Source organism: Nocardia sp. NPDC050378 (assembly GCF_040655675.1).
GTDB lineage: Bacteria > Actinomycetota > Actinomycetes > Mycobacteriales > Mycobacteriaceae > Nocardia > Nocardia coubleae.
Map to the genome: position 1 here is coordinate 1 of NZ_JBFAKI010000004.1, position 25,052 is coordinate 25,052.

At 67.8% G+C, this 25,052-nt stretch carries 23 protein-coding genes; 12 read left to right on the forward strand and 11 right to left on the reverse strand.

All coding sequences use genetic code 11. The features are described from left to right. From AB0I35_RS10230 to AB0I35_RS10250, 5 genes are all read left to right on the forward strand, one after another. Positions 1–554, forward strand: a 554-nt coding sequence (locus AB0I35_RS10230) for a DNA cytosine methyltransferase (RefSeq protein WP_357395479.1), incomplete at its 5' end; no start/stop codon positions are given. Between the two features lie 315 nt (positions 555–869). After that, positions 870–1,085 (forward strand): hypothetical protein, encoded by a 216-nt coding sequence (locus AB0I35_RS10235; RefSeq protein ID WP_357395480.1) that lies wholly within the window; start codon positions 870–872, stop codon positions 1,083–1,085. Continuing rightward, positions 1,082–2,353 carry a hypothetical protein gene (locus AB0I35_RS10240; RefSeq protein WP_357395481.1) on the forward strand — a complete coding sequence of 424 codons (1,272 nt, stop codon included), beginning with the start codon at positions 1,082–1,084 and terminating at the stop codon, positions 2,351–2,353. Before AB0I35_RS10235 ends, AB0I35_RS10240 begins: the two co-directional genes overlap by 4 nt. 44 nt (positions 2,354–2,397) lie before the next feature. Further along, positions 2,398–3,081, forward strand: a complete 684-nt coding sequence (locus AB0I35_RS10245; RefSeq protein WP_357395482.1) for a hypothetical protein — start codon at positions 2,398–2,400, stop codon at positions 3,079–3,081. An 80-nt stretch (positions 3,082–3,161) separates the two neighbouring features. After that, positions 3,162–3,395 carry a hypothetical protein gene (locus tag AB0I35_RS10250; protein ID WP_357395483.1) on the forward strand — a complete coding sequence of 78 codons (234 nt, stop codon included), beginning with the start codon at positions 3,162–3,164 and terminating at the stop codon, positions 3,393–3,395. A gap of 34 nt (positions 3,396–3,429) precedes the next feature. Here AB0I35_RS10250 and AB0I35_RS10255 read toward each other — a convergent pair whose 3' ends face one another. Beyond that, positions 3,430–4,422, reverse strand: a complete 993-nt coding sequence (locus tag AB0I35_RS10255; protein WP_357395484.1) for a YafY family protein — start codon at positions 4,420–4,422, stop codon at positions 3,430–3,432. Positions 4,423–4,483: 61 nt separating this feature from the next. On the opposite strand from AB0I35_RS10255, the gene AB0I35_RS10260 reads away from it, so the two are divergent. Next, entirely contained in the window at positions 4,484–5,008 is a 525-nt protein-coding gene (locus AB0I35_RS10260) for a DinB family protein (RefSeq protein ID WP_357395485.1), read from the forward strand. On the opposite strand, the gene AB0I35_RS10265 is transcribed toward AB0I35_RS10260, so the two are convergent. Continuing rightward, positions 4,992–7,463 carry a tetratricopeptide repeat protein gene (locus tag AB0I35_RS10265; RefSeq protein WP_357395486.1) on the reverse strand — a complete coding sequence of 824 codons (2,472 nt, stop codon included), beginning with the start codon at positions 7,461–7,463 and terminating at the stop codon, positions 4,992–4,994. The genes AB0I35_RS10260 and AB0I35_RS10265 overlap by 17 nt on opposite strands. 174 nt (positions 7,464–7,637) lie before the next feature. Here AB0I35_RS10265 and AB0I35_RS10270 point away from each other — a divergent pair, with 174 nt between their 5' ends. Together AB0I35_RS10270 and AB0I35_RS10275 are read left to right on the forward strand one after the other, a co-directional pair. Continuing rightward, positions 7,638–8,093 (forward strand): carboxymuconolactone decarboxylase family protein, encoded by a 456-nt coding sequence (locus AB0I35_RS10270; RefSeq protein WP_357395487.1) that lies wholly within the window; start codon positions 7,638–7,640, stop codon positions 8,091–8,093. 32 nt (positions 8,094–8,125) lie between these two features. Beyond that, positions 8,126–8,566 (forward strand): nitroreductase family deazaflavin-dependent oxidoreductase, encoded by a 441-nt coding sequence (locus AB0I35_RS10275; protein WP_357395488.1) that lies wholly within the window; start codon positions 8,126–8,128, stop codon positions 8,564–8,566. A gap of 61 nt (positions 8,567–8,627) precedes the next feature. On the opposite strand, the gene AB0I35_RS10280 is transcribed toward AB0I35_RS10275, so the two are convergent. The 6 genes from AB0I35_RS10280 to AB0I35_RS10305 form a co-directional block, all read right to left on the reverse strand. Further along, positions 8,628–9,986: a VWA domain-containing protein gene (locus tag AB0I35_RS10280; protein ID WP_357395489.1), complete on the reverse strand. Its 1,359-nt coding sequence runs from the start codon at positions 9,984–9,986 to the stop codon at positions 8,628–8,630. Beyond that, complete coding sequence (locus tag AB0I35_RS10285) at positions 9,983–10,861, reverse strand: MoxR family ATPase (protein ID WP_357395490.1); 879 nt, start codon at positions 10,859–10,861, stop codon at positions 9,983–9,985. The genes AB0I35_RS10280 and AB0I35_RS10285 overlap by 4 nt, the downstream gene beginning before the upstream one ends. A 90-nt stretch (positions 10,862–10,951) precedes the next feature. Then, positions 10,952–12,310, reverse strand: coding sequence for a DUF2252 domain-containing protein (locus tag AB0I35_RS10290; protein WP_357395491.1), 1,359 nt, complete (start codon positions 12,308–12,310; stop codon positions 10,952–10,954). 134 nt (positions 12,311–12,444) lie between these two features. Next, entirely contained in the window at positions 12,445–13,446 is a 1,002-nt protein-coding gene (gene ilvC / locus AB0I35_RS10295) for a ketol-acid reductoisomerase (RefSeq protein ID WP_174552226.1), read from the reverse strand. Between the two features lie 72 nt (positions 13,447–13,518). After that, positions 13,519–14,022, reverse strand: a complete 504-nt coding sequence (ilvN, locus tag AB0I35_RS10300) for an acetolactate synthase small subunit (RefSeq protein WP_067493262.1) — start codon at positions 14,020–14,022, stop codon at positions 13,519–13,521. Further along, entirely contained in the window at positions 14,019–15,947 is a 1,929-nt protein-coding gene (locus AB0I35_RS10305) for an acetolactate synthase large subunit (protein WP_357395492.1), read from the reverse strand. Before AB0I35_RS10305 ends, ilvN begins: the two co-directional genes overlap by 4 nt. A gap of 304 nt (positions 15,948–16,251) precedes the next feature. Here AB0I35_RS10305 and AB0I35_RS10310 point away from each other — a divergent pair, with 304 nt between their 5' ends. Together AB0I35_RS10310 and ilvD are read left to right on the forward strand one after the other, a co-directional pair. Beyond that, entirely contained in the window at positions 16,252–16,977 is a 726-nt protein-coding gene (locus AB0I35_RS10310; RefSeq protein ID WP_357395493.1) for a PH domain-containing protein, read from the forward strand. A 236-nt stretch (positions 16,978–17,213) separates the two neighbouring features. Further along, positions 17,214–19,055, forward strand: coding sequence for a dihydroxy-acid dehydratase (gene ilvD / locus AB0I35_RS10315; RefSeq protein WP_357395494.1), 1,842 nt, complete (start codon positions 17,214–17,216; stop codon positions 19,053–19,055). 58 nt (positions 19,056–19,113) lie between these two features. Here ilvD and AB0I35_RS10320 read toward each other — a convergent pair whose 3' ends face one another. Beyond that, entirely contained in the window at positions 19,114–20,733 is a 1,620-nt protein-coding gene (locus tag AB0I35_RS10320) for an MFS transporter (RefSeq protein WP_357395495.1), read from the reverse strand. Between the two features lie 70 nt (positions 20,734–20,803). Between AB0I35_RS10320 and AB0I35_RS10325 the strand changes: the two genes are divergently transcribed. Further along, the gene (locus AB0I35_RS10325) at positions 20,804–21,337 is read left to right on the forward strand and encodes a MarR family transcriptional regulator (RefSeq protein ID WP_357395496.1); all 534 of its coding nucleotides are present in this window, start codon (positions 20,804–20,806) and stop codon (positions 21,335–21,337) included. 77 nt (positions 21,338–21,414) lie between these two features. Here AB0I35_RS10325 and AB0I35_RS10330 read toward each other — a convergent pair whose 3' ends face one another. Further along, a complete protein-coding gene (locus AB0I35_RS10330) occupies positions 21,415–22,260 on the reverse strand; it encodes a DoxX family protein (protein WP_357395497.1) in 846 nt (281 codons plus the stop codon). 90 nt (positions 22,261–22,350) lie between these two features. Between AB0I35_RS10330 and AB0I35_RS10335 the strand changes: the two genes are divergently transcribed. Continuing rightward, the gene (locus tag AB0I35_RS10335) at positions 22,351–23,472 is read left to right on the forward strand and encodes a PQQ-dependent sugar dehydrogenase (RefSeq protein ID WP_357395498.1); all 1,122 of its coding nucleotides are present in this window, start codon (positions 22,351–22,353) and stop codon (positions 23,470–23,472) included. 70 nt (positions 23,473–23,542) lie between these two features. Here the strand turns inward: AB0I35_RS10335 and gatB are convergent, their stop codons facing one another. Further along, positions 23,543–25,048 carry an Asp-tRNA(Asn)/Glu-tRNA(Gln) amidotransferase subunit GatB gene (gene gatB, locus AB0I35_RS10340; RefSeq protein ID WP_357395499.1) on the reverse strand — a complete coding sequence of 502 codons (1,506 nt, stop codon included), beginning with the start codon at positions 25,046–25,048 and terminating at the stop codon, positions 23,543–23,545. Positions 25,049–25,052 lie beyond the last annotated feature (4 nt).

A 25,052-nucleotide genomic window follows, 5' to 3' on the forward strand; every position in this document is an offset into this window, starting at 1 on the left:
TCGCGGCTACCGCTCATCACCAAGCCGATGCAGCCGACATCACGCATACGCGAGATGACCGGCTCGTACAGCGCGCGCGAAGCGCCACCCGAACGCACCGAGATGAGCTCGCGAAGCAGGACCCAGAGTATCGCGACTATGCGTGGATCTTCACTGGCGGCAAGACCTCTCAGTACCGCCAGATCGGGAACGCATTCCCCCCTCCAGTCGCGAAAGCATTGGGATCTTCTATCGCGGCAGCGCTCCGTCATGAAGGTAGTCCGGAAGCACGGAACGACGATCCATTGGCCGACCCGATCTACAAGGTGCTCCGTGCACAGGCCCATGACAACCCAGACGTTTTCCTCACAGCGGCGCAGATTGCCCAACGTGCAGGCCTGCAGCTCGATGAGCTCGAAGTCCGCCGCCGAATCGAACTGCTCGACAAAGACTTTGAGATTATCCCGGCATCCTCAGGTCCGGCCTTTCGTATCGGCGAATTCAGGGCATTCACGGGTCAGAACGACCATGCCCGGCATGAGTACATTCGGAACCACATGTCACGCGTCAGCTAGGACTGCACGGGAACGTGCAGCGAGTTCGGCCGTCAATGGGGTACCGAGGTCGGCGTCGGCGCGACGGATACCTTTCCGTCGCGCCTGTCAGTCGGCCGTCTTCCAGAGCACGAGCGTGATCGGGATGATCGCGTGTGTTGGTGGTGAACTACCGCCCAAAAGCCAGCCCGCACCAGCGGACAAAAACTGACACATCGGGTCACATGTAGTTCGGCGTTCGTTTTCGTTGCCATACACAGTTATTCGAGAAATCGGCGCGGCGGGCGACGGTTAGCGGCAAGCTCAGGGTCGAGAACCGTGTACATGGGGGCCCGCATGACCGTCCGAACAGACCGCGAATATAGTGCCGCTACTGAGCTTCCTGCCCTGCGACAGCTGCCTGTGCGCGAGGCCAGGGATTTGTTCGAGCTGGTGAGGGCGGCGGGGGCGTTCGAGGCGGCGACTATGGACAAGTCGATCGACTCGTTGGTGGGGGCTTTGCCTCGGCCGTTGCGGCGGGTGGCGAAGAAGATCATGTTCGGTGGGCGATGACGGATCTGACTACGCGGGCGCAGTTGATTCTGTTGGCGCGGACGTTGCATGTGCATCCGCAACGGGTGCATCATCTGCGATATCTGGGGGCGGCGCGGTTGCACGAGTTGCAGGCGCAGGTGTCGGCGGTGTTGTTCGATCAGCATGCGGCGACGTTCAAGCGGATCAGTGCGCTGGTGCCGTTCATTCCGTTGACGATTTCGATTCCGTTGGTGCAGAAGCTGGTTCCGCCGATGATGACCGGGCGGGCGGCGGGGGCTGTGGGGGTCGAGCATCCGCAGAAGGCGGTGGAGACGTTGGCGATGCTCGATACGAGTTACGCGGCCGATTGTGCTCCGTACCTGGATCCTCGGGCCATCGCGCAGCTGGCCGATCAGGCGCCCGCGCGGCCGGTGGTGCGGATCGTCAACGAGTTGTTGCGGCGGCGCGACTATGTGACGGCGGGGCCGTTCCTGTCTTGTGCGACACCGGAATTGATCGCCGCGGTGGAAGCCGGTGTGGGCGACGATGCGGGGCTGATCTACTCGGCGGCGTACTCCTTCGATGCCGAGGTGTTGAGTGCTGTTGTGCGCCAGCTGCTCGACGGGCCGCATCACCGGATCCCACGCATGCTGCAGACGGTGCTCAACGGGCCGCCGGGGTTGCAACATGCGGCGCTGTCGGTGTTTTCGCGTTGCGAGGACGACGTGGTGCGCCGGGTGGGCGACGTGCTGTTCGGTACTGCCCAGCCTGCCGACGTCACCAAGCTGGTGCGGAACGCGCTGACGGTCGGTGCGGTACCCGAATTCCTCACGCTGGTAGGACATCTGACTCCTCTGGGGTTGTGGTCGCTGGTCGGCAACCGGGTGTTCGACGAGCCGGGTGTCGGTGCGCGGGTGGTGTCGACACTGGAACAGCGTGACGATGTCGAGAGTTGGCGTGGGCTGTTCACCTTGGCCTCGCGCATGGATGAGCGGGCCAGGAACGAGGTCGGCGATACGCTGGCGGCACTGTCGGATACCGCGGTCGCGGAGCTGCCCGCGCGGGCGACCGAAACCGGGTGCTGGCCCGCGCTACTCGATCTGGTCGCCGCGTCGGGACCCGAGGCGCAGAATCGTTTCGGGAAGGTGTGGGGCGGGCTGGGGCCGGAGCGGCGCGCCCGGCTGCACCGGTGCATCACCGAGCATCGCTACGACAGCAGGCTCGCGGAGATCACGGCGATGGTGGAACCGGTGGAAGTGGATCAGTTGTTCTTCGAACGGCGGCGGACGCAGCGGCATCGGGGGTGAGCTCGACGCGTGGCGCGACAGCGCGACGGGTATGAGTCACAGTGGTGGCAGCCGACTCGAGGAGGACCCTGATGTATCCCGCGCCAGTCCAACGAGCGCCGAGTGAGGGGACGGCGATCGTCGCCGGGGTATCGGCGCTGGTCGGCGGGCTAATCGAGATGATCGCCGCAGTCGTGTGGATGGCGACTTCGGACTATCCATTGTTCGCGTGGGGGTTCGCGCCGGTGTGGGCTTCCGTTGTCTCGGCAGTGCTGATGGTGGTCGATGTCATCGCGGCAGCACTGCTGCTGATCGGCGCGATCGTGCTGTTTCGGCGCGGCCGGTCGGGGCCGACGATGGTGGCGCTGGGCTGTGCGGGAGTCGTCGCCGCCTACGTGGTCGGTGCGATTTCGAACGTCGCGCAGTTCGGCCGATTCGATCTCGGCAGCAAAATCTACCTCGAATTGGCGTTCGGGCAGTCAGCGGTGGGCTCTTTGCTCGGATCGTACGTCGGTCTGCCTTGGTTCGGCCCGATCCTGCTGCTTGTGTTTCCGGCAGTGACATTCGTGCTCACGCTGCTGCCGTCGACTCGTCGGTGGTGCCGAGGCAATCAGAGGCCCGCTCGGGCGCCCCATGCCCCCGCGCCGGGAATGCAGTTTCCCGGCGTGCCGCCCGGTTACGCTGCGCCACAGCCACCATGGGGACAACCACCGATGCAGCGTCCACAGGACGGATACCGCCCTCGATAGAAGAGCACCGACCATTGTGAGACAAAGGCGGCGAAATAGGCGAGAGTGGTTGGCGAAGTTCTCCCCGAAAGAAACTGCCCATGCACTCCTCCCACCGCACCGTCGTCCGGCTTGCCGTGATCGGCGCCCTGGTCACCACTCCCCTGGTCGGCGTGGCCGCACAAGCTTCGGCGCTGCCCGAAACACCGTCGCACTCGGTCGAATCCGTCGATCGTGACGGTCACCATGACAACGGTCTGCACTTCGGTCACAACCCCCTGCGTAAGTGGCTGCACCACCTGCTCCCGCACGGCGTCTTCGGCAGCGTGGACTGAGTCGCACGGGATCGGTCGGCGGGGCGGCCGATCCTCACCGGCGCCGCGACTCGGACGCGGCGCTGTCGAGGTGGGTCGCGCGGACGAACCGCGATCCCCAATCACTCACCATCGCACGGAGTTCCGGTGGTTCGAGGACGGTGAACTCCGCTTCCACCCGGCCGAGCAGGTAGGTGGGCCAGTCGAGGGTGTCGACGGTCTGCTCGACGCGGGTGCGATCGCCCGGCAGGGGCGTGATGGTGCACCAGCGGCCCACCCGCGCGCGGACGTGCTCAGCCGACGCTTCTATCTCGGCGACCACCGTGTAACCCTTTCGGGCACCGCCTATTCCGTTGCGCACGAAGGTGGCGGCATCGGGGGCGGGCAGCTCGCGGGGACGGAAGTGGGTGCCGGTGGCGTGGGAGTCGGTGAGTCGGTCCACGCGAAACGAGCGCCAATCGTGGCGGGTGAGGTCGTAGGCGACGAGGTACCAGCGGCGGCCGAGGGAGACCAGGCGGTGCGGTTCGACCTCGCGGGTGCTGGTCCGGCCGTCGGCGGCGGTATAGGTGAAGGTGAGGCGTTCCTCGCGGCGACAGGTGAGGGCCAGGTCGGTGAGGACCGAGGGATCGACATCGGAGAGCGGGACGGCGTGCCAGCCGGCGGAAACAGTCATGGCACGCAGGGCATCGACGCGGCGGCGCAGGCGGGCGGGCAGGACGGTGCCGAGTTTGCCGAGAGCGCGCACGGACGGTTCGGCAAGGCCGTCGCCTGCGCCTTCGGAACCGGCCTGTAGACAGACGGTTATCGCGACAGCCTCGTCGTCGTCGAGCACCAGCGGGGGCATGGCCGCGCCCGCGGCCAGCTGATAGCCGCCCTCGATGCCGGGGCGAGCGTCCACGGGGTAGCCCAGGTCGCGCAGGCGATCGATATCGCGGCGCAGGGTGCGCGGTGACACCTTCAGCCGCGCCGCGAGTTCGGTGCCCGGCCAGTAGCGGTGGGTCTGCAGCAACGACAGCAGCCGCAGGGTGCGTGCACTGGTATCAGCCATATTCCCAGTATCCGTTCATTGCGGACAGAAACTGACCGCAATGCCTTCTACCTTGATATTTATGACCGAAACAATGCTCGACACCGAACGCGCCGACCTCCTCGAGATGCTGGCCAAGCACCGCTACTTCCTGCGCAACACCACGCGCGACCTCACCGACGAACAGGCCGCGCTGCGCACCACCGTGAGCGAACTGTGCCTGGGCGGACTCATCAAACACGTGGCCGCGGTGGAAGCGAACTGGGCGAAGTTCATCGTCGACGGCCCTGCGGCGGGCCCGAGTTTCGACTCGATGACCGAGGAGCAGCTCGCGGAATGGAGCAATGCCTTCCGCATGCTGCCGGGCGAGACGCTCGCCGGACTGCTCGCCGAATACGACCAGGTCGCGGCCCGCACCGACGAACTGGTGCGCACGCTGCCCGACCTGAACGCGACCCAGCCGCTGCCCGAGGCGCCCTGGTTCGAACCCGGCGGCCGGTGGAGCGCGCGACGCACCTTCATGCACATCATGACCGAGACCGCGCAGCACTCGGGCCACGCCGACATCATCCGGGAAGCCCTCGACGGGGCTAAGTCGATGGGCTGAGTTCCCGCAGCAATTCCTCGGCCGCCGCGCGATGCTGTTGCGCGGCAGCCGGATCGGTGTCGTCGAGGACGTCGGCGATGCCCTCGTTCGCCCTGGCCTGCTCGAACCGGTACCCGAGCCGCGGTGCGAGGTCGAGCGTTTCGTTGTACAGGCGCAGCGCCTCGTCGGAAAGGCCTGCCAGTCGGCATGTTTCGGCGTAGCCGTTGAGGAAGTGGATCTTCCAGTGCGGTTCGAACAGGTCGTCGAGCAGGGCGAAGGCCTCGCGGTGGCTGTCGAGGGCCTCGTCGTAGCGGCCCATTTCCCGTAGGGCGACACCGCGACAATTCAGGCACCACGCCTCGTTGTGCTTGTGACCGTCGGCGCGGGCGGCGGCCAGCGCGCTGTCCAGATGCCGCAGGGCCGCCTCGGGTTCGTCGGGGGCGATCGAGACGCCGAGGGTGATCTGGGCCTGCAGCGACGGCGGCTGGTCCGGGTCGTCGGCGGAGATGTCGAGTGCGCGTCCGGCCAGGTCGGCCGCCTCGTCGCGTTTGCCGAGCTGCAGCATCGCCCAGGCCTCGCCCGCGAGGGCGTCGGCGGCGCTCATCGGACAGCCGCTGCGCGTGTACAGATCGTGGGCCTGGCGGAACAGTTCGAGTGGTTCGGTGACATCGCCCTCGTCCCAGCGCAATTGGGCGCAGCGCATGGTGAGTTCGGCGCGGGGCAGCGGGTCGCCCGCCTCGGCGACCAGTGAGGCGGCGGCGGCATAGGCGGCGGCCGCCTCGGCCATGCGACCGGCGTTGTAGCGGGCGAATCCCAGGTCGCTGTGGGCCTCGGCCAGCTGACGTGGGTCCCCGAGTTGCTGTGCGGCGCTCAGGGATTGCTCGAACAGGGCATTGAGGTGGGTGGTGCCGCAGCGCCGTGCGAAGAAGGTGCGCAGGAAGCGTGGCAGTTCGCAGACGTGCTCGTTGGCGCCGATCTCCACGGCGGCGTAGAAGACCGCCATCACATTGGTGTACTCGCTGACGAACCAGAAGAAGGCGACATCTCGATTCGGGAAGTGCGGCACCGCTTTCGGTGCGGGGCCGGCCGATACGGGACGGGTCGGTGACAGGAACGGCATGGCGGCGTCGGCGGCGGCCGCGGTGTGCACGTAGTAGTCGAGGATGCGGCGCAGCGCCCGTTCGCGGTCGGCGTCGGTGTCGTGTTCGGCGCTTGCCTGGCGGGCGTGCCTGCGCACCAGGTCGTGCAGCCGGTAGCGCCCCTCGGCGGGTTGCTCCACGAGGTGGGCGTCGAGCAGGTCCTCGAGCATGTCGCGTGCGGCGCGCAACGGCACATCGGCCACCGCCGCGGCGACATAGTCGGTGAAAGTGGACCCCGGCACCAGGCCGAGCAACCGGAACAGGCGACGCTGGTCACGATCGAGCTGACGCACCGACATCCCGAACGCGGTATCGAATTCCGTTGCGCCCTCGGCCATTCGCTCGACCAGGATGCCCACCGACCAGCCGGGCCGATGCCGCAACCGGGCCGCCGCGAGCCGCAGGGCCAGGGGCAGATTGCCGCACAGCCGCAACACCTCCGCCGCCTGCTCGGGTTCCCTGGCCAGCCTCCCGTCGGGGCCCCGCGAATCGCCGCTGGCGCGCACCAGCAGCTCGGCGCTCTCCTCGGGAGTGAGCACGTCGAGGGTCACCGGCGGCACCTCGTCGAGTTCGAGCAGGCGGTTGCGGCTGGTGATGATGGCGACCGATTCGCCTGCGCCGGGCAGCAATTGGCTCACCTGGGCGGCGTCGACGGCATTGTCGAGCACGATCACCGCCCGCAATCCGGCCAGTTCCGAACGCCAGCACGCCGCGCGCAGTTCGACTCCGCCGTCCTGCGGCACCTTTTCCGACGGGACGCGCAACGCCGAGAGCAGGGCGCGTACGGCGGCGTCGGGGTCGAGGGGCTGACGGCCGTCGGTGAAGCCGTGCAGGTCGAGATACAGCTGGGCATCGGGGTATTCGGCGGTCAGCTGGTGTGCGGCGTGCACCGCCAGCGACGACTTGCCGACCCCGGCCATGCCGTCGATGGCCACCACCCGATTCGTTCGCACGGCGGCGAGCACCTCGGTCAGGGCCTTTTCGCGACCGGTGAAGTCGGGGACGTCGCGGGGCAGGTCGTTGCGCGGGGGGACGGCTTCGGCGGGCAGGTTGGGCGGGGCCACCTGGCGGCTCGTCTTGGGCGGGGCGGGCAGCGGGTTGTTGGCGCGCTCCCACAGCGGGCGCAGCGGGCGCGGGTCGCGCTTCACCAGACGGCACAGTTCGAGCACGGCAGGCCACGGCGGCACGGTCTGCCCGTTGAGATAGCGCGACAGCGACGACGAACTCAGCCCCGTGTCGCGCGCCAGCGCCCGCACCCCGCGCCCGGACAGCTCCTGGAGCATGCGCAGCCGCGCCGCCAGCTCGTCCTGCGGGTATGCCCGCTGTTGCACCACCACTGTTCCGCACTCCGTGTCCCGGGGTGAAACGACTATTTTCCGCCGACAATTCGGAGGTCGAAGCCGTTTCCACTGTCCCAGAGTGTCCCACAGACCTCGTTTCGGGGCATGCGGCGGGCTGTTATCGAGACACACCGCGAGCAGCGGAGAACAAGTGAAACCGAGGAGAACATCATGCAGTCCCGTATGCAGAACCCGGCCATGATCCTGAGCGGCGCGATGGGCCCCATCCAGGAGATCTTCGGCGCGATCAACAGCGGTGGCGTGGAGGGCGAGATCCTGGAGCTGGTGCACCTGCGGGTCAGCCAGATCAACGGATGCAGTTCCTGCGTCGACGCGGGCACCAAGACCGCACGCAAAGCCGGTGTCAGCGAGGAGCGCCTGGCCACCGTCGTCGCCTGGCGGGAAACGCCCTACTTCAGCGACGAGGAACGCGCCGCACTGGAACTGGCCGAGGCCGCCACCCGGATGGCCGACCGGGCCGATGCCGTCACCGACGAGGTCTGGGACCACGCGGCCAGCTACTTCGACGAGCGCCAGCTCGCCGCCATCGTGCTGATGATCGGCATCACCAACATGTTCAACCGGCTCAACGCCACCACCCGCCAGATCGCCGGAGCGTGGGGCTGAGCCCCTCCACACCACTCGAAAGGACCTCTGCGATGAGCACCGAGCAGCAATCCCACAGCGGATTCTCCCGTTGGATGCAGCACAAGATGAATGCCAGGATGAACCGCAAGATCCGCCGCGGCAACGGCAGCTTCATGGGCATGGACGTGCTCATCCTGCACACCGTCGGCCGCCGCAGCGGTGAGCCGCGCCAGACACCGATCTCCTGGTTCTCCGACGGTGGCGACGGCCGGCTGCTGGTGGCCTCCGGCGGCAAGAACGGCGACCCCGACTGGTTCCGCAACCTGATGGCCCACCCCGATCAGGCCACCATCGAACTGCCCGGCGACCAGCCGGTCCCGGTCACCCCGCACGTGCTCACCGGCTCCGAACGGGCGAGCGCCTGGGAGGCGATCACCACCGCCCAGCCCCGCTACGGCAAGTACCAGGCCAAAGCGGGCCGCGAGTACGCGGTCGTCCGTCTCACCGCCTGAAGATGCGTGTGGAAGCCCAGCGGCCCATCGAGCAGTTTTGAACTGAGCGATGGGCCGGGCGTCAGGCGGGCAGGAGTCTGCCGATCACCTCGGTGAGCTGGCGGACGTTGCGGCATTCGTGCATGGTGACGATGTCGGTGTAGGTGTCGGCGGCCGAATCGCCGGTCGACCACGAGCTCGACGGTTCCGGATTGAGCCAGTACACCGCTTTCGCACGCTCCGACATCGCTTCCAGCGCAGCGAGATTCGGGTCGGTGCGGTTGGTGCGGGCATCACCGAGAATCAGCACGCAGGTGCGTGGGCCGAGGGCGTCGAGATAGTGGTCGACGAACCCCTGGAAGGCCTCGCCGTAGTTGCTCAACCCGAAACGGGCCACCCCGCCCTCACGCACGATGCTCTGCGCGAAGCCGGGCGGTGGGGGTTCACCCGGTGTGAAGAAATGGGTGATCTCGGCGCACGTGTCGACGAAACCGAAACTGCGGACCTTGCTGAACTGGTCCTGCAGCGCCTGCACCAATTGCAGCGTGAACTCGGAGAACCCGGTCACCGAACCCGAAACATCCGCCAGCACAACCAGATCGGGACGACCGTGCCTGCGGGCGCGAAGCACGGGGTCGACGGGTACGCCACCGGTCGCCATCGAACGACGCAGGGTGCGGCGCAGATCGATCTGACCGCGCACCGCCTTCTTACGGCGCACCGCCAAACGGGTCGCGAGTTTGCGGGCCAGCGGGTGCACCAGCCGACGCATCTCGGCCAGGTCCTGTTCGCGGGCACCGAGGAAATCCGTTCGATCCGCGGAGTTCTCGACACCACGGCGGGCGATGTAATCGGTGCCGCGCAGTTCGGCCGAGCGCAGACGGGCTTCGTTCTGCACCGCCGTGCGGAACTGGTCGACGCGGCGTCGCGCTTCGATGGTGTGCACGGCGGCATCGAATTGCCCCGTGCCGCCCATGGTTTGGGCGACCTGTTCGGAGATCTCGTCAGGACGAAGCGATTTCATCGTCAGGTACGACGACCAGCCCGCACCCGATGCCTGCGTGACCCGGCCCGCGCTCTCCCCCGCCCCGCCGTAGGCACCGAAGGTGTCGAGCGCCTCCCTGGCCAGTTCCGCCGTGTCGGCGCCCTGGACGAGGGTCGCGATCAGGCGATCGCGCAGGGATTCCGGATTGTCACCACGGCTCGGTACAGGCAGTCGCGTGCCGAGGAAATACAGGTCGAAGAGCTGGTCGAAGACCGAACGCTGACCGTTGCGGCGCAGCAGGCACGCGGCGAGACCGGAACGCAGGCGGTCGGTGTCGTCCATGCCGAGGGCGACGATCGCCGAGGCGGCATCGATGGTTTCGCTGGGACCGGCGAAGATGCCGTGCTCACGCAGGAGACCGACGAAGTCCACCAGGCGATCGGTGGGCGCGGTCATGGCCGGGGGCTCTCCCCGTCGAGCGCCAGACGTTCGACGGCGACCCGATGGTCGGACTGGTACTTCAGGAGCACGCCGAGGGTCGACCGCACCACCGACGAGGTGATCTCGCGGGTACGCAAGGCCACCAAGGTCTTCGCCCAGTCGACCGTCTCGGCGATCGACGGTGCTTTGCGCAACGGCAGCTGACGCAACGCGGCCACCGTGCGAACCACGGGCTCGGCCAACGTCTCGTCCAATTCCGGGACCTTCAAGCGGACGATCGAACGCTCCAGCTCGGCGGTCGGGTAATCGATGTGCAGGTACAGGCAGCGCCGCTTCAGGGCCTCGGACAGGTCGCGATTGGCGTTCGACGTCAGCACGACGAACGGGCGGCGCACGGCCTTGACCGTGCCCAGTTCGGGGATCGAGATCTGGAAATCACCGAGCACCTCGAGCAGCAGGCCCTCGAGCTCCACATCGGCCTTGTCCAGTTCGTCGATGAGCAGAACGGTGGGGTCCGGGTTGCGGATGGCCGCCAGGAGCGGCCGGGCCAGCAGGAACTCCTCGGAGAACACATGATCGCGGGTGCTGTCCCACCCCTCACCCGAGGTGGCGGTGATGCGCAACAACTGCTTGGCGTGATTCCACTCGTACAGCGCGCGGGCCTCGTCGATGCCCTCGTAGCACTGCAGCCGCAGCAGATCCGCGCCCGCCGCGGCGGCGACAGCCTTGGCCAGCTCGGTCTTGCCGACCCCGGCGGGACCCTCGATCAGCAGGGGCTTGCCGAGGTGGTCGGCGAGGAAGACCGCCGTCGCGATATCGAGGGACGGCAGGTAGCCGGCTGCGGCCAGCCGGTCGGTCACCTGATCGACCGAGGGAAAGAAGTTACTCATCGGTAATGAGTATATCGAGAGGGATTCCGGCGGTCGCGGTGGCGGCTCGGGGAACTGATGCGGTCGCCGGGTCTCGATCAGCCTGCATCGTCAGTACGGGTGTGCGGCGACCGGTACTCGGCCGGAATCGATCGCGGCGAGTAGTGCGTCGCGGTCGGTGACGGTCTGGTCGGCGTAGGCGAGGGCGAACTCGCTCATCGCGCTGTCGAACTTGTCGTTGTCGCCCAGGTAGGAGTTGATCGCCAAGCGGTCGCCGGAGCGAGCGTGGGCGCGGGCGAGTACGCCGCCGCACAGGGCCGCGTAACCGGCGAGCTCGTGGTGGCTGAGGGCGCCGATGTCGACCGAGCCCTTCATGTCCTTGAGCTGACGCCAGTAGAAGTTGTTGCCCGCCGGACCCGTCGCCCAGCCGAGGAAGATGTCGCTGGCAGCCTGCATCAGGCGCTGGCCCGCCACCACGCGGTGCCCCTGATGGTGGTACTTGCTCGGCTTCGTGTGCGCCGCGAGAACCGAGGCTTCCGCCTGCTTGACCTGCAGGAACAGCGGCGCACCCGATTCGGAGTCCATGAAGAGCACGATGAAACACCGGGTGCCGACGCTGCCGACCCCGACCACCTTCATGGCCATGTCGACCACGGTGTAGCGGTCGAGCAGGACGCGCAGCTCGTCGGGCAGGCTACGGCGATAGTCGTCGAGGACCGCCTTGATGTCCTGCTCCGCCAGGGTCTCGATCGGCACCAGCAACGGGGGCTGATTCTTGATCCGGGGAACACCGTCGGCATCGGGCTCGGTGAGTTTCTCCAGCGCGTCGAGGCTGGTGCGGGCCCGCGCCGATTTGATCGTCTTCTCCGCGAGCTTGCGCCGCTTCTCCTTCGGGATGGTCGCCGTCACGACGTCGGCATCGACGCGCTCGTACCAGATGGCGAGCGAGTCGAGCTCCGACATCGCGGCCATCGCCTCCCGGTAACCGCGCGCGGCGGACTCGGCCGCCCGTCCGGCCCGCTGGTCGGAACAACCGTTGTCGCGGGCGGCGACGGCAACGCTGGCGGCCAGGCGTTTCACGTCCCATTCGAACGGGCCGGGCAGGGTCTCGTCGAAGTCGTTGACGTCGAAGACGAGGTTGCGTTCCGGGGAGGCGTACAGCCCGAAATTCGACAGATGCGCGTCACCGCAGAGTTGCACGGTAAGCCCGGTATCCGGCCCACTCGCCAGATCGGCCGCCATGATCGCGGGCGCCCCACGCAGAAAGGTGAACGGCGAGATGGCCATTCGCGCGTACCGGATCGGCAGCAGCTCCGGAACCCGCGACTCCCCCTGCCGCTCCAGAACGGCCACGGGGTCCGCCCGCTTCGGCCCCACCCGCCACTCCCCCAACCCCGAACGCGAAACCATCTTCCGCGCGGCACGCCCCAACTCCACCGCATCACGATCGAATTCCTCGACGGTCGTCATCGGGCAAGTCTTCCGCTACACGGCCCGAACGGCAAGAACCCGCCCGTCGACGCGGCCGATCGAACCGCCGCGAACAGTATGCAAACCGAAAGGGCCCGTCCGCATTTCGGCGGACGGGCCCTTCGCGAAACGAATTACGCGGTTTCGGTGATGGGGCGGTCGACCCAGCTCATCAGGCCGCGCAGCTTGGCGCCGGTGACCTCGATGGGGTGCTCGGCGTTGGCCTTGCGCAGGCCCTCGAGCTCGGTGTTGCCGTTCTCGACGTTGGCGACCAGGCGCTTGACGAAGGTGCCGTCCTGGATGTCGGACAGGATCGCCTTCATGCGCTCCTTGGTGCCGGCGTCGATGACGCGCGGGCCCGACAGGTAGCCACCGAACTCGGCGGTGTCGGAGACCGAGTAGTTCATGCGGGCGATGCCGCCCTCGTACATGAGGTCGACGATCAGCTTCAGCTCGTGCAGCACCTCGAAGTAGGCCATCTCGGGGGCGTAGCCCGCCTCGACCATGACCTCGAAACCGGTCTTGACCAGTTCCTCGGTGCCACCGCAGAGCACGGCCTGCTCACCGAACAGGTCGGTCTCGGTCTCTTCCTTGAAGGTGGTCTTGATGACGCCGGCGCGGGTGCCGCCGATGCCCTTGGCGTAGGACAGCGCCAGGGCCTGGCCCTCGCCCTTCGGGTCCTGGTCGACGGCGATCAGGGCCGGAACGCCCTTGCCGTCGGCGAACTGACGACGCACCAGGTGGCCGGGGCCCTTCGGGGCGACCATGGCGACGGTGACGCCGGCCGGAGGCTTGATCAGGCCGAAGTGGATGTTGAGGCCGTGGCCGAAGAACAGCGCGTCGCCGTCCTTCAGGTTGGGCTCGATGTCGTTGGTGAAGATCGACGCCTGGGCGGTGTCGGGCGCCAGGACCATGATCACGTCGGCCCAGGCCGAAACCTCGGCGGGGGTGCCGACGGTGAGCCCGGCCTCTTCGGCCTTCGGGCGCGACTTCGAACCCTCGGCCAGGCCGACGCGCACGTCGACACCGGAGTCGCGCAGGCTCAGCGAGTGCGCGTGACCCTGGCTGCCGTAGCCGATCACGGCGACCTTGCGGCCCTGGATGATCGACAGGTCAGCGTCGTCGTCGTAGAACATCTCGACTGCCACTTGATTGGTCCCTTCTGATGATGGTTAAGAAAAGTTATCGCGGGGGTTGCTGAGGTCGGCTCAGCGGGTCGCGGTGATGGACTTGGGACCGCGGCCGACGGCCACGACACCGGACTGCACGATCTCGCGGATCCCGTACGGCTCGACCATGCGCAGCAGCGCGTCGAGCTTGGAACGGGTGCCGGTCGCCTCGATGGTGAGCGCGTCGGGCGACACGTCGATCACCTTGGCGCGGAACAACTGCACGGCCTCGATCACCTGGGTGCGCACCGAGGCATCGGCACGCACCTTCACCAGGATCAGCTCGCGGGCCACCGACGCGTCGGCGTCCTGCTCCACGATCTTGATGACGTTGACCAGCTTGTTGAGCTGCTTGGTGACCTGCTCGAGCGGCAGATCGTCGACGGTGACGACGATCGTCATGCGCGAGATCTCGGGAATCTCGGTGCCGCCGACGGCAAGGGATTCGATGTTGAAGCCGCGGCGCGAGAACAGGCTCGCGACCCGCGCCAGCACGCCCGGCTTGTCCTCGACGAGAACGCTCAGCGTGTGGGTCGTACTCATGCTTGATCGCCCTTCTCGAATGCGCCCTGCTCACGTTCCATCGCCTCGTGGATGACGGCGGGTTCGGAGACCTGCTCGTCGTCGTCGAACAGCGGGCGGATGCCGCGGGCGAACATGATCTCGTCGTTGCTGGTGCCCGCGGCGACCATCGGCCACACCTGGGCATCCTTGCCGACGATGAAGTCGATCACGACCGGGCGGTCGGTGATGGCCTGCGCCTGGCGGATGGCGTCCTCGACCTCGTCTTCCTTCTCCACGCGGATGCCGACGCAACCCAGCGCCTCGGCCAGCTTGACGAAGTCGGGGATGCGCAGGGTGTGCGTGCCCAGATCGGTGTTGGAGTAGCGCTGTTCGTAGAACAGGGTCTGCCACTGGCGGACCATGCCGAGGTTGCCGTTGTTGATGAGCGCGACCTTGATCGGCACCCCCTCCACCGCGCAGGTGGCCAGCTCCTGATTGGTCATCTGGAAGCAGCCGTCACCGTCGACCGCCCAGACCTCCTTCTCCGGGGCACCCATCTTGGCGCCCATGGCGGCGGGCACCGCGTAACCCATGGTGCCCAGGCCACCGGAGTTGAGCCAGGTGCGCGGCTTCTCGTACTTGACGAACTGCGCGGCCCACATCTGGTGCTGGCCGACACCGGCGCAGTACACCGCGTCGGGCCCGGCCAGACGGCCGAGGGTCTCGATGACGTATTCCGGCGACAGCGAACCGTCGCTCGGGGTCTTCCAGCCCAGCGGGTAGTTGTCGCGGATGTCGCTGAGGTAGGCCCACCACTCGGTGAGGTTCAGCAGCGGCGCCGCACCGGACTGCGGGTCGGCCTTCAGGGTCTCGATGAGCTCGACGATGACCTCGCGCGCGTCACCGACGATCGGGACGTCGGCGTGGCGGTTCTTGCCGATCTCGGCCGGGTCGATATCGGCGTGGATGACCTTCGCGTCGGGCGCGAAGGAGTCCAGCTGACCGGTGACGCGGTCGTCGAAACGCGCGCCGAGGGTGATCAGCAGGTCCGACTTCTGCAGCGCGGCCACAGCACCGACGGTGCCGTGCATGCCGGGCATGCCCATGTTCAGCGTGTGGCTGTCGGGGAACGCGCCACGCGCCATCAGGGTGGTGACCACCGGGATGCCGGTCAGTTCGGCGAGCTCGAGCAGTTCGGCCGAGGCGTCGGACTTGATGACACCGCCGCCCACATACAGCACGGGCTGCTTGGACTCGAGGATCATCCGGGCCGCCTCGCGCACCTGCTTGCCGTGCGGCTTGGTGACCGGGCGGTAACCGGGCAGACGCATCTCCGGCGGCCACGAGAACGTGGTCTGGGCCTGCAGGGCGTCCTTGGTGATGTCGACGAGCACCGCGCCCGGACGACCGGAGGAGGCCAGGTAGAACGCCTCGGCCAGGATGCGCGGGATGTCGGCGGGATCCTTCACCAGGAAGTTGTGCTTGGTGATCGGCATGGTGATGCCGGAGATGTCGGCTTCCTGGAAGGCATCGGTGCCGACCAGGCTCGACGGCACCTGACCGGTGATCGCCACGATCGGGACCGAGTCCATCTGGGCGTCGGCCAGCGGGGTCACCAGGTTGGTCGCGCCGGGGCCGGATGTGGCCATACACACACCGACCTTGCCGGAGGCCTGCGCGTAACCGGTCGCCGCGTGACCGGCGCCCTGCTCGTGGCGCACCAGCACGTGGCGGACCTTCTTGGAGTCGAAAAGCGGGTCGTAGACGGGAAGGACCGCACCGCCGGGAATGCCGAATACGGTGTCGACGTCGAGCTCTTCGAGGGACCGGACCACCGACTGCGCGCCGGTGACGCGCTCGGGCGCGACCTGGCGACGGGCGGGGGTGGTCGCCGGGTTAGCGGCTCCCGTTGAAGGCGCTGACCTGCGGGCCGATGGCCCGGGTCGTGCGGTAGGTGCACTCACCGTCTTCGTTCCTAACTGTGTTGTTCTGACTCCGGACTGGCGCGGAATTCGCCGGAACACAAAAAAGCCCCCGATCAGCGCATGGCTGTTCGAGGGTGGCGCGTCGCAACGCGAGCTGACGTATTCGACTCAGGCAGTCAGGCTCAACGCTGGACGCGCCGGCCGAGTACGAGCTCGCTTCGATTCACGGCTACGACGTTATTCGTGTGTGAACCGATGAGTCAAACAGGCTACCTTTCGTGTCCCATTATGTGGGACGCGAGTGGTTGCGTGGGTCCGTATACCGAGATGCGAGGATGGTGGGGTGTCATCACCGCATCAGTCCGTGCCACCGGCTAAATCGTCCCACACCGCCGACGAGACGACCGCGACGGGTCGGCCCGCGCGACCCGGTGGCCTGCGCGCCGCCGGTCCCGGCAGGCTCGCGGCCATCGCCGCGGTGGTACTGGGGTACCTGATCTTCGTTGTCGTCGGCACCGCGCAGGACTGGTCGCTCGGACTGCGGATCGGGCTCGTCGTGCCGACCGCTGTCGTCGTGTGGTTGCTGATTCCGCGCAGGGAGAGCGGGCCGACGCCGGGCGTGCACGTGATCGGCGTGCCACGGCTGGCCTACATCGGCGTGCTGGTCCTGGCGTTCTGCGTGTTCTTCGCCTTCGTCGGCTGGCCGATCGGCCTGTGGTGGCTGCTGCTGGCGCCGGTGCTCGCGGTGTGGTGGGTGACGCGCACGCACACAACGGTTTCCGATGCGGGGCTCGACCTTTCCACGATGGTCTCTTCGAACCACCTCGACTGGGCACAGGTCAAGGGCATCAGCATCCCCAAGCGTGGATACATCCGGGCGCGGCTCGCCGACGACTCCGAGGTGAAGCTGCCCGCCGTCGGTTACGACCGGTTGCGTGAGCTGATCGAAGCCTCCGACGGACGGCTGCCCGATGTGTTCGCGGCAGCCGAGGCGGCCGAGGCCGAGCGGATCGCGGCGGAGCGGGCACAGGCCGAGGACGGCGAGGACGACACCGATTCGGTAAGCTGACGGCACCGGGCACCCTCGCGCCGACGGCACCACCGCGGCGACACCCTCCGGAGCGACACTCCCGCCTCGAGCCCGGTTCCCCACCCCAGCACCGACGACCGGCGCGACGCGACCACCGCCCGCCGGAGTAACGTGCAGGGTTGCCGGACGCACCGCGCCCGCGCTCTGTGCCGCGCAGGTCAGCCCCCTTGCGTGCCCGCCGCGAGCGCACCCAGCGACATTTGACGAGGACTCCCATGCCACCGCTTCGCTCACGCACCACCACCATCGGCCGCAACGCCGCGGGCGCTCGTTCGCTCTGGCGCGCGACCGGCATGACCGACTCCGATTTCGGCAAGCCGATCATCGCGATCGCGAACTCCTACACCCAGTTCGTGCCCGGCCACGTGCACTTGAAGAACATGGGCGACATCGTGGCCGAGGCGGTGCGCGCCGCCGGTGGTGTGCCGCGCGAATTCCACACCATCGCCGTCGACGACGGTATCGCCATGGGCCACGGCGGCATGCTCTACTCGCTGCCCTCGCGCGAGATCATCGCCGACTCGGTCGAGTACATGGCCAACGCGCACACCGCCGATGCGCTGGTGTGTATCTCCAACTGCGACAAGATCACTCCCGGCATGCTCAACGCCGCGATGCGCCTCAACATCCCCGCCGTGTTCGTTTCCGGTGGGCCGATGGAGGCCGGTAAGGCCGTGGTCGTCGACGGGGTGGCGCACGCACCGCTCGACCTGGTGAGCGCGATCTCGGCCAGCGCGAGCCAGGCGGTGTCCGACGAAGGCCTCGACGAGGTCGAACGGTCCGCCTGCCCCACCTGTGGTTCCTGTTCGGGCATGTTCACCGCGAACTCGATGAACTGCCTCACCGAGGCGCTCGGCCTCGCGCTGCCCGGCAACGGTTCCACCCTCGCCACCCACGCGGCGCGCCGGGCGCTGTTCGAGCGGGCGGGCACCGTGATCGTCGACATCGCCAAGCGCTGGTACCAGGACGACGACGCCTCGGTACTGCCCCGAAACGTCGCCAACGCCAAGGCCTTCCGCAACGCGATGGCCCTGGACGTGGCGATGGGTGGTTCGACCAACACGGTGCTGCACACCCTCGCCGCCGCTCAGGAAGGCGAGATCGACTTCGATCTGCAGACCATCGACGAGATCAGCCGCCGGGTGCCGTGCCTGTCGAAGGTGTCGCCCAACTCCGACTACCACATGGAAGACGTGCACCGCGCCGGTGGCATCCCCGCCATCCTCGGTGAGCTGCGCCGTGGCGGCCTGCTCGAGCTGGACGTCACCACCGTGCACACCGCGAGCTACGAGGAGTTCCTCGACACCTGGGACATCCGCTCCGGCAAGGCATCCGAGGAGGCCCTGGAACTGTTCCACGCCGCCCCCGGTGGGGTGCGTACGGTGGAACCGTTCTCCACCAGCAACCGCTGGTCCTCGCTCGACACCGATGCCGCCGGTGGCTGCATCCGCGACATCGAGCACGCGTACACCGTCGAGGGCGGGTTGTGCGTGCTGCGCGGCAACATCGCCCCCGACGGCGCCATCCTCAAGACCGCGGGCATCGACGAGGAACTGTTCACCTTCGAGGGCCCGGCCGTGGTGGTCGAGTCGCAGGAGGAGGCGGTGTCGATGATCCTCGGCAAGAAGATCCAGCCCGGCGATGTTGTCGTCGTGCGCTACGAGGGCCCGGCCGGTGGTCCCGGCATGCAGGAGATGCTGCATCCCACCTCGTTCCTCAAGGGCCTCGGCCTGGGCAAGGTGTGCGCGCTGATCACCGACGGCCGCTTCTCCGGCGGCACCTCGGGCCTGTCGATCGGTCACGTCTCCCCCGAGGCCGCCTCCGGCGGTGTCATCGGCCTGATCGAGAACGGCGACCGCATCCGCATCGACGTGCACACCCGCGCCCTCGAGGTGCTGGTCTCCGACGAGGTGCTCGCCGACCGCCGCGCGAAGATGGAAGCCTCGGAGCGCCCGTGGCAGCCGGTGAACCGCGACCGCACGGTCACCACCGCCCTGCGCGCGTACGCGGCCCTGGCCACGTCGGCCGACAAGGGCGCGGTCCGCAAGCTGCCTTAGGTTTTGCGAACAGGTCCGGCCCCTCACTGCCTTGCGAAGGGGCCGGACCTGCTTGTCATCAGGCGAGGGCGGGTTGTTTCGGTTGCGTCGACGACTCGTCGTCGCGCCCGGTCCGGGCGGGGATCAGCGCGGTGGCCACAAGGCCGAGCAGGACGAAGCCTGCCGCGAGGTAGGCGCCGATATGCACACCTGAGGTCATCGCGGTGCGGCCCGCGTCGGCCACCTGTTGGGTATCCGGTTGGGCGGCAAAGCCTTCGATCGCCGCGCCCGCGCTGCCGGTGATCGCATGGGCGTACTGCGCGGACTGGGCCGCGGGCATGCCGGTGGCGGTGAGGTCGTTGTCGACCTCGGCGGTCAGCGTAGTGAAGAAGACCGTGGTCAGCAGGGCGATACCCAAGGCGGAACCGAGTTGACGGAAGGCGCTCTGGATACCGGAGGCCTGGCCGTTGTCGGCTTCGGGGACGTCGGCCAGCACCACGTTGGTCACCTGGGCCGTCGCGAAACCGACGCCGACTCCGTACAGACACAGCACCAGCGCGATCGACCACCACGAACTGTCGGTGGCGGCGAAGAAGCCGAGGGCGGCCAGCCCGGCCACCTCGAGTCCGAGACCGAGCCGGACCAGGTTCAGCGGTGAGGTCGACCCGGCCATGCCGAAGCCGACACCGCTGGCGACGAAGCTGCCGATGGCGATCGGTACCAGGGCGAGTCCGGCTTGCAGCGCGCTGTAGCCGAGGGTGAACTGCATCCACAGCGGCAGCACGGCGACGATGCCGAACTCGCCCAGACCGATGATCAAGGTGGCGATATTGCCGTTGCGGAACGAGGCGAGTGAGAACAGGCTCAGGTCCATCAGGGCCTTGTCGGCCTCGCCCGCGCGACGCAGCATCACCTGTCGCACGACGAACGCGGCCAGCGCGAGCACACTCAGCACAAGTGCCACCAGCACGGGCGAAGGTCCACTGCCCCAGCCGAATCCGGCGATGTCCATCGGATGCACCGTGCTGATCCAGCCGTAGGTGCGGCCTTCGACGAGGCCGAAGGCGAGCAACCCGAGCCCGAGCACCGACAAGACGGAACCGAGCACATCGAGACGGCCCGAAACCTTCGGTGACGGCGCGATACACGTCAGCACACCGATCACGATCAAAACCGTCGGCGGCACATTGATGCCGAATGCCCAACGCCACGAGGCGTGTTCGGCCAGCCACCCGCCGAGCAGCGGGCCGAGTGCCGCCGCCGCACCGATCGTGGAACCCCAGACGGCGAACGCCTGACCACGGGCCTTACCGGTGAAGGTGGCGTTGAGCAGGGCCAGCGAGGTGGGCAGGATCATCGCCGCGCCCGCACCCTGCAGGAACCGGGCGACGACCAGCAGCCCGCCGTCCGGTGCGAGCCCGGCCAGAATGCTCGTCGCACCGAACACCACGACACCGGTGACGAACATCCTGCGCGCACCGACGATGTCGGCGACCCGACCGACCACCAGCAACAGCGCCGCGAAAACGATCGCGTACGACTCCTGAACCCATTGCGCCTCGGCGGAACCCGTCCGCAGATCTTCGATGATCGACGGGATGATCACGTTCACGATCGTGGTGTCGACCACGATCAGCGCCACGCCGAGGGCGATGGCGATCAAGCCGAGCCATCGGCGAACGGACGACTCTGGACTCATCGCAACTCCTACTTCCATGGTGGAATATTTCCATCGTCAAAGTAGTTTTTGGGCAATAGGATGTCAACCGATGCGAAAGGAACCCATGGGCCAGTCGGACACGCACGGCCGGTACGAACGGATCCACGAGGGCATGCGGGCCTACGGCGCGAACTATCGCGAGTTCACCCGCCGCTTCGCCGGCTGGCTCGGGCTGCACTCCACCGATGCCGAGGCACTGATCGAGATCCTCAGTGCCGAGGAACGCGGCGGCACCTTGTCACCGGCGCGGCTCAGCGAACGGATCTCGTTGTCCAACAGTGCGACAACCGCGCTGCTGAACCGGCTCGAACAAGCCGGTCACATCGTCCGCAGCCGCGAACACGACGACCGCCGCGTCATCACGCTGCGCAGCACCCCACGCATCCACGCCCTCGCCAACGACTTCTTCGGCCCGCTGGGAACGAAGGTCGAAGAATCGGTCATGAGAAAGTACTCCGCCGAGGACCTGCGCCGATTCGAGGCGTTCCTGGCCGACATCCACGCCACCATGACCGCCCACCTGTCCGAACCCGCTCCGCCGCCTCCAGGCAAGGACATGGGTAACTCACCGGGTACCGGCTGACTCCCACGCACCTTTCGCTCGGCCGTTTACCGAATCAGTCCTGAGTCCGGCTTGAATTCGCGGAGAAGCGGATCAGCTCAGAAGGGGCCGATGCCCGTCAAAGGGTTGCCTCCGTGGAGGAACCAGTAGGTGCCGATGGCGGCGGCGATCGCCAGCAGGACCACCACGAAGGAGCCGTAGGCGGGGCGGGTGGCCCAGCCTCGGGTGCGGTCGAGGGACCAGCGGCCCGGACCGGTGAGGATGATCGCCAGCGCGGCGCCGGCGAGGATGGTGTCGATCTCCACGCCGGACTTGGTCGCCGCGTTGTACTGGAAACCCGGGATCATGCCCTGCTTCCACATCCAGGCGTTCGAGATGGTCGCGAGGATGGCGCCCGCGGCGAGCGGGGTGGCCAGGCCGAGGACGAGCAGCACGCCGCCGCCGAGTTCACCGGCGATCACCAGGGCGGTGGCCAGCGACGGGTGGTCCCAGCCGCCACCGGCCATCATGTCCTTGGTTCCGTCGATGCCGGGGCCGTGGAACCAGCCGGTCAGCTTCTGCAGACCGTGGTAGATGAAGGTGCCACCGACCACCAGGCGCAGCACGAACAGGCCGAAGTCGAGGGTGCCGCGCCGGGCCTCGCGGTTGCGGCGCTGCAGGCGGACCGACTCCGCCGACGCGGCCGTCGCGGGCGGGATCGTCGCGTAGCCGTAGTCGTCGTCGCGGTCGGCACCGGTCCCCGCGCTGCTCGCGGTGGGGACCTCGTCGCCGGGATCCAGACCGAGGTCCTCGTCGGTGCGCGGCACGTCCTTGGGGTCGGGCTTGCGCATCTGCGTGGTCGGCGAATCGAAGGGGCTGGTCACCGGCCGACCCGCCGCGGAGGCGGCCTCTCCGGCCCGCGCCGTCCCGTCATCGGGGGAAGTGTCGTTCGACTTGTCGGTCACGGTCTCACCTTAGGACGTGGGATCGCGGTGCGCCGCCCTTCGCCGCATCAGGCGTGTCAGCCCCGCTCGACTGCCGGTAACGTCTGCACCATGAGTTCGGTATTCGCGGGCCGCGTGGCAGTCGGATTGGCGCTCGGCACGATTCTGGTCGCCGGGTGTGCCCGTTTCGACGAGTCGGCGTCCAGCCCGTTCACCACCGAGCCGTCGATCGGCGGTGCCAACGCGGAACCGAAGCCGCCGCAGGACTCGCCCTCGCAGGCGCCGCGCCCGACCGGGCCGTGTATCGACCCCGATCCCAATGTCATCGGCACCTGCCTCGATTCGGCCGCCGGGCTGATCGCGGTGGGTGACGGCGCGCTGGTCGCCGAGCGGCGCACCGGTCGAATCCTGTCGGTGACTCCGGTCGACGCGAGCACTCCGCAGCCACCGCCGGAGGAGGTCGCGGTACTGCCCGTCGACGGGTCGGGTGACGGTGGCATCTCCGATATCACCTTGTCCCCGACCTTCTCCGAGGACGGGCTGATGTACGCCTACATCACCACCGGCAGCGACAACCGGGTGGTCCGCCTGTCCCGTGACGGCGCGCCGAAGGAGATCCTCACCGGAATCCCCAAGGGCGCCACCGGGAATCGCGGTGCGCTGGAATGGGCGACACCGAACCAGCTGCTGGTCCTCACCGGCGACGCGGGCAACCCCGGCGCCGCGGCCGATCCCGGCTCGCTCGGGGGCAAACTGTTGCGGCTGGACTCACCGTCCTCGGGTGCGAACACTCCGCAGGTGGTCGCCTCGGGCATCGGCACCGCCGGTGATCTGTGCCGTGACGGCAAGGACGGCATGTGGGTCACCGACCGCACCGCCGCCGAGGACCGGCTGCAGCATCTCGGCACCGACGGCACCCTCACCGTGTCGTGGACCTGGCCCGACCGCCCCGGTGTCGGCGGGTGCGCGGCGACCACCGACGGTGTCGCCGTCGCCCTCACCGAAGGAAAGGCACTCGCGGCCGTCACCGCCGACATGACCACCTTCGCGGTCACCACGGCGCCCACCCTGATCGCCCAGGACAAGTACGGCAAGCTGCTCGGCGCCACGGGTGGCGCCGACGGCAGCGTCTGGGTGAGCACGGTCAACAAAACCGACGGCGCCCCAGGCGAATTCGACGACCGCGTCGTGCGCATCCCACCGCCCCAGGGCGGCGCGGGCGGCCCCGACTAGAGTTTCGGCGGTCGAAAGCCGGCCCAACTGTTCTCCCCGAACGGGCGAGAACAGTTGGGCCGCTTCGTTTTCAGCTACAGGCCGCGATGACCAGGTCGCGGACGCGGGCGGCGTCGGCCTGGCCTCGGGTGGCCTTCATGACGTCGCCGACGATCTTGCCCGCCGCCTGGACCTTGCCGGAGCGGATCTTGTCGGCGATATCGGGGTTGGCGGCGAGGGCCTTTTCGACCTCGGCCTGCAGGGCGGTGTCGTCGCTGACCATGCCGAGGCCCTTGGCCTCGACGATCTGGGCGGGTTCGCCCTCGCCGGCCAGCACGAAGTCGACGACCTGCTTGGCGACCTTGTTGTTCACGGTCTTGGCCTCGACCAGGGCGATGACCGCCGCCACCTGCGCGGGGGTGATCGGCAGGTCGGCGAGGGCGACCTCGCGTTCCTTGGCCTTCTCGGTGAGGTAGGCGACCCACCACGAGCGTGCCTCGTTGGCGGGGGCGCCGGCCTCGACGGTGGCGATGATGAGGTCGAGGGCGCCCGCGTTGACGAGGTCGCGCATCACCTCGTCGGACAGGCCCCAATCGGCCTGGATGCGCGCGCGGACCAGCCACGGGTACTCGGGGATGGTCGCGCGCAGTTCCTCGATCCACTCGGCGGCCGGGGCGACGGGCTCGAGGTCGGGCTCGGGGAAGTAGCGGTAGTCCTCGGCGGTCTCCTTGCGGCGACCCGCCGACGTGGACCCGTCGGCCTCGTTGAAGTGGCGGGTCTCCTGCACGATCTCGCCGCCCGCGGTGAGCACGGCGGCCTGACGTCGCATCTCGTAGCGCACCGCGACCTCGACGCTCTTGAGCGAGTTCACGTTCTTGGTCTCGGTGCGGGTGCCGAATTCCTTCGCACCGATCGCCATCAGCGACACGTTGGCGTCGCAGCGCAGCGAGCCCTGTTCCATCTTCACGTCCGAGACGTCGAGCGAGCGCAGCACCTCGCGCAGCGCGGTGACATAGGCGCGGGCCACCTCGGGCGCGCGTTCGCCCGCACCGGTGATCGGCTTGGTGACGATCTCGATCAGCGGCACTCCCGCCCGGTTGAAGTCGAGCAGCGAGTGGCTGGCGCCGTGGATGCGGCCGGTGGCACCGCCCACGTGCAGCGACTTGCCGGTGTCTTCTTCCATGTGCGCGCGCTCGATGTCGACGCGGAAGGTGCTGCCGTCGTCGAGCACCACGTCGAGGAAGCCGTCGGTGGCGATGGGCTCGTCGTACTGGCTGATCTGGTAGTTCTTCGGCTGATCCGGGTAGAAGTAGTTCTTGCGCGCGAACCTGCCCCACGGGGTGATCGAACAGTTCAGCGCCAGGCCGATACGGATGGCCGACTCGACGGCCTTCTCGTTCACGACCGGCAGCGAGCCGGGGAGCCCGAGGCACACCGGGCACACCTGGGTATTGGGTTCGGCGCCGAACTCGGTGGGGCAACCGCAGAACATCTTGGTCGCCGTGGACAACTCGACGTGGACCTCCATGCCGAGCACCGGCTCGTACCGGGAGATGACATCGGCGTAATCCATCAACTCGACCGTGGGTGCGCTCATGCCT